5 protein-coding genes are annotated in these 4409 nt (G+C 73.4%); all 5 read left to right on the top strand.

Annotated features, from left to right (window positions below; translation table 11 throughout):
* The coding region (locus CQZ88_RS03865) for an iron ABC transporter permease (RefSeq protein WP_146034245.1) at nucleotides 1-854 on the top strand (854 nt) is incomplete at its 5' end.
* Nucleotides 851-1948 carry an iron chelate uptake ABC transporter family permease subunit gene (locus CQZ88_RS03860; RefSeq protein ID WP_006936803.1) on the top strand — a complete coding sequence of 366 codons (1098 nt, stop codon included), beginning with the start codon at nucleotides 851-853 and terminating at the stop codon, nucleotides 1946-1948. The genes CQZ88_RS03865 and CQZ88_RS03860, both read left to right, overlap by 4 nt.
* A complete protein-coding gene (locus CQZ88_RS03855; protein WP_006936802.1) occupies nucleotides 1945-2868 on the top strand; it encodes an ABC transporter ATP-binding protein in 924 nt (307 codons plus the stop codon). Before CQZ88_RS03860 ends, CQZ88_RS03855 begins: the two co-directional genes overlap by 4 nt.
* 9 nt (nucleotides 2869-2877) lie before the next feature.
* Entirely contained in the window at nucleotides 2878-3300 is a 423-nt protein-coding gene (locus CQZ88_RS03850; RefSeq protein ID WP_006936801.1) for a BlaI/MecI/CopY family transcriptional regulator, read from the top strand.
* 17 nt (nucleotides 3301-3317) lie between these two features.
* Nucleotides 3318-4271: a M56 family metallopeptidase gene (locus CQZ88_RS03845; protein WP_006936800.1), complete on the top strand. Its 954-nt coding sequence runs from the start codon at nucleotides 3318-3320 to the stop codon at nucleotides 4269-4271.
* The last annotated feature ends 138 nt before the right edge of the window (nucleotides 4272-4409 follow it).

Genomic DNA, 4409 nt, shown 5'->3' with positions numbered 1-4409 from the left:
CCGACGTCATCGTGCACACCCTGCGGATCCCGCGCACGGTCCTCGGACTCGTGGTCGGCATCGCACTCGGCGTCGCCGGCGCCCTCATCCAGGGCCACACCCGCAATCCGCTGGCCGACGCGGGACTGCTCGGCCTCAACGCGGGCGCCGCGTTCCTGGTGGTGCTCTCGATCTACCTGCTGGGCATGTCCACCCCCGCCCAGTACCTGTGGTTCGCCTTCGCCGGGTCCCTCGCCGCCAGCGTCGTGGTCTTCGGGCTGTCCTCCCTCGGCGGTGGCCGCGCCGGGCCGCTGAGCCTGGCCCTGGCCGGCGCCGCCGTCGCCTTCTTCCTGCAGGCCATGACGCATGCGGTGGTGCTGCTCGACCAGACCACCCTCGACGGATACCGGTTCTGGATCGTCGGCTCCGTCGCCGGACGCGACCTCGAGGTGCTGTGGCAGGTGCTGCCGTTCCTCGCGGCCGGGCTCGTCATCGCGGTGGCCAACACGCCCGGCCTCAACGTCCTCGGACTCGGCGAGGACGTGGCCCGCTCCCTCGGCACGAACGTCGTCGCGGCCCGCACCGTCGGCATCGTCGCCATCACCCTGCTCACCGGCGCGGCCACAGCGGCGTGCGGGCCGATCGCGTTCATCGGGCTCGTGGTCCCGCACGTGGCGCGGGCCGTCACCGGACCCGACTATCGCTGGCTGGTCCCCTATTCGGGCCTGCTCGGCGGCGCGCTGCTCGTCCTCGCCGACGTGATCGGCCGGATCGTCGTGCGGCCCGGCGAACTGCAGGTCGGCATCGTGCTCGCGCTGATGGGGGCGCCGTTCTTCATCGCCCTGGTCCGCCGGCGCCGGCTGGTGGCGCTGTGACCGCGCCCGCGACGACGCACCCCGCACCGGACCGGCCGACGGTCCCGTCCCGTCCGGCCCTGCGGCTCGGCCCGGTCTCGCTCGTGTGGCGCCCGCGCATGGTGGTCGTGTGCCTGGCGCTGGTGGTGGCGACGTTCCTGCTGCTGTGCGTGGGCCTCGGCCGGGGCGACTATCCGTTGTCGGTGCCGCAGGTGCTCGCCGTCCTGGCCGGCGGCGGGGAACAGCTCGACCGGTTCATCGTGCTCGAGTTGCGGCTGCCCCGTGGCCTGGCGGCGGTGCTCGTCGGCGCGGCCCTGGCCGTCTCCGGGGCGCTGACCCAGACGGTCTCGCGCAATCCCCTGGCCAGCCCCGACATTCTGGGCATCACGGCCGGGGCGAGCGCGGCCGCCGTCGCCCTGATCGTCGCCACCGGGTCCGGAGTGCTCGGCGGGGCGCTCGGCGCGCTCGGCCTGCCGCTCGCGGCGCTGCTGGGGGGCCTGCTCACCGCGGCGGCGGTGTACGTGCTGGCCTGGCGCGGCGGCGTCGAGGGCTTCCGGCTGGTGCTGATCGGCATCGGCGCCAACGCCCTGTTCGTCGCGCTGACCAACTGGATGCTCGTCTCGGCCGACATCAACGACGTCTCGCAGGCCCAGGTGTGGCTCACCGGGTCGCTCAACGGTGCCGGGTGGTCCCAGGTGGTGCCCACGGCGCTCGCGCTCGCCGTGCTCGGCGGCTGGCTCGTCACCGGCGCGTTCACGATGGGCGCGCTGCGGCTCGGGGACGACACCGCCCGCTCGCTCGGGGTGCGGCTGCAGACCCAGCGGGCGGTGCTGCTGCTCTCCGCGTGCGCGCTGGCCGGGATCGCCACCGCGGCGGCCGGCCCCATCGGGTTCGTCGCATTGGCCGCCCCTCAGGTCGCGTTGCGGCTGGTCCGCTCCCCCGGCCCGCCGCTGATCGCCTCGGCCCTGACCGGGGCGGCGCTCGTCGTCGCGGCCGACATCCTCGCCCGGACGGTGCTGCCGGTGGCCCTGCCCGTCGGGCTGGTCACCTCCGCGCTCGGCGGCCCGTTCCTGCTGTACCTGCTCGTGCGCTCCAACCGAAAGGTCTCCGTATGACCGGCATCTCCCGCGACATCGGCGCGCCCGCAGCCCAACCGGCGGCGGCCGCGTCGCCGCGGCTCGTCGCCGAGCACCTGGCCCTGGGCTACGGCGACCGGCTCGTCGTCGACGACCTGGATCTCACCGTGCCCACCGGCGTGATCACCACGGTGATCGGTCCCAACGGTTGCGGCAAGTCCACCCTGCTGCGGGCCCTGGGCCGGCTGCTGCGCCCGCGTCGCGGCACCGTGCTCCTCGACGGGCACGCGATCTCCTCGATGCGCACCCGCGACGTCGCGCGGGTGCTGGGGATGCTGCCGCAGGCCCCCGTCGCGCCGGAGGGCCTGACCGTCGCCGACCTCGTCGCACGCGGACGGCATCCGCACCAGTCGTGGCTGCGCCAGTGGTCCGCCGACGACGAGGGCGAGGTCGCCGTCGCGCTGGAACGCACCGGCATCGCGGATCTGGCCGACCGCCCGGTCGATCAGCTCTCGGGCGGGCAGCGGCAGCGGGCGTGGATCTCGATGGCGCTGGCGCAGGGCACCGACATCCTGCTGCTCGACGAGCCGACCACCTATCTGGATCTGGCGCATTCGGTGGAGGTGCTCGACCTCGTCGACCGCCTGCACTCGGAGCTGGGGCGCACCGTGGTGATGGTGTTGCACGATCTGAATCTCGCGATCCGCTACAGCGACCATCTCGTGGTGATGAAGGACGGGCGGATCGTGCGGTCGGGGGCGCCGGCGGAGGTGATCACCGAGGAGTTGCTGCGGGAGGTCTTCGCGCTCGACGCCGCGGTGATCGACGATCCGGTCTCGGACCGGCCGCTGATCGTGCCGATCGGCACCCGCCACGTCGTCGGCACCGCGGGCGGCCCGGCGGCCACGAGAACACGTACTACTTCGGGTAGTACGACACGTACGTCGGAGACCCGGTAAACTCGTGTCATGGCAGCACTCGGAGAACTCGAACGCGCAGTGATGGACCACCTGTGGTCCTCCACCGAACCCCAGACCGTCCGGCAGGTCCACGAGGCCCTCGCCGCCCGGCGCTCCCTCGCGTACACCACCGTCATGACCGTTCTCCAGCGCCTCGCGAAGAAGAACCTCGTCATCCAGCAGCGCGACGACCGCGCCCACCGCTACGTGCCGGTGCACGGCCGCGAAGAACTCGTCGCCAGCCTCATGGTCGACGCCCTGGATCAGGCCGACGAGTCCGCCGGCCGGGTCGCCGCCCTCGTCCACTTCATCGGGCGTGTCAATCCCGACGAGGCCGCCGCGCTGCGCGAGGCCCTCGCCGCCCTCGAGGCCGAGGAGGAAGGGCACGCCCGTCCCGCCGTCGCCGACCCGGGTACCGGTCGGGCGAGCTGACTGGCACACTCGGTGCCATGAACGCGACCACTGCGCTGGTCTTCGGCATCCTTGCGCTGCTGCTGGCAGGACCGGTACCGGCCCTGCTCAGTCGTGCCACCTGGCCGTACCGCAACCCCCGCGCCGCCCTGGTGCTGTGGCAGGCGGTGGCCCTCGCGGCCGTGCTGTCCGCGTTCAGTTCCGGCCTGGCCATCGCGTCGCTGCTGCTCGTCCCCGGCGAGGACGGCCGCCCCACCACCGCCCCGCTGCAGGAGATCGACGCGCTGGGCCTGCCCCTGTGGCTGACCTACGTGGTGGTCTTCGCCCTCACCCTGCTGATCGGTGCACGGCTGATGTATTCGATTCTGCGGGTCGGCGTCCGAACCCGCCGCCGCCGGGCCCGGCACCGCATGCTCGTCGACCTGCTCGACCGGCGCGACAGCGGCGCGTCGGTACGCCAGCTGTCCTACGTGCGCGTCCTCGACACCGCCGAACCCGTCGCCTACTGCCTGCCGGGCCTGCGGCACCGGGTCGTGCTCAGCGAAGGCACCCTCGACCACCTCGGCGACGACGAGATCCGCGCCGTCCTCGGCCACGAGCACTCGCACCTGCGGGCCCGGCACGACCTCGTGCTCGAGGCGTTCACCGCCGTCTACGAGGCGTTCCCCCGCTGGGTGCGGTCCAAGTCGGCGCTCGGCTCGGTGCAGCTGCTCGTCGAGATGCTCGCCGACGACTCCGCCGTGCGCGTCACCGGACCCACCCCGCTGGCCCGGGCCCTGGTGGCCTGCGCCGGCGCCCGCACCCCCCAGGGCGCCCTCGCCGTCGGTGGCCCCTCCACGCTGCTGCGGGTCAAACGCCTCGCCGAACCCGGACCGGACCTGCGCACCGCCGTCATCGCGTACGCCGCCGCCGTCGCGATCCTCGTCGTGCCCACCATCGCGGTCGCCGTGCCGTGGCTGACCGAACTCGGCCGCCTGCTGCGCGCCTGGTGAACCGGCGCCGGCCCCACCCGTAGCACGCCCCCGATTTCGATCCCGTCCGGGTTCGGGGGAAGCTGTACCCATGACCGTCGAACGCACCGAGAATCCCCGCGCCCAGATCGGCGTGACCGGCCTGGCCGTCATGGGATC

This window comes from Rhodococcus sp. ENV425 (assembly GCF_002887785.1).
In the GTDB taxonomy this organism is placed as follows: Bacteria; Actinomycetota; Actinomycetes; order Mycobacteriales; family Mycobacteriaceae; genus Rhodococcus; species Rhodococcus aetherivorans.
This window is presented reverse-complemented; position numbering and strand designations above follow the sequence as displayed.

Excerpts from the sequence above, each read along its gene's own strand:
- CQZ88_RS03855 (WP_006936802.1), top strand. The coding sequence starts at position 1,945 with ATGACCGGCATCTCCCGCGACATCGGCGCGCCCGCAGCCCAACCGGCG.
- CQZ88_RS03850 (WP_006936801.1), top strand. The coding sequence starts at position 2,878 with ATGGCAGCACTCGGAGAACTCGAACGCGCAGTGATGGACCACCTGTGG.
- CQZ88_RS03845 (WP_006936800.1), top strand. The coding sequence starts at position 3,318 with ATGAACGCGACCACTGCGCTGGTCTTCGGCATCCTTGCGCTGCTGCTG.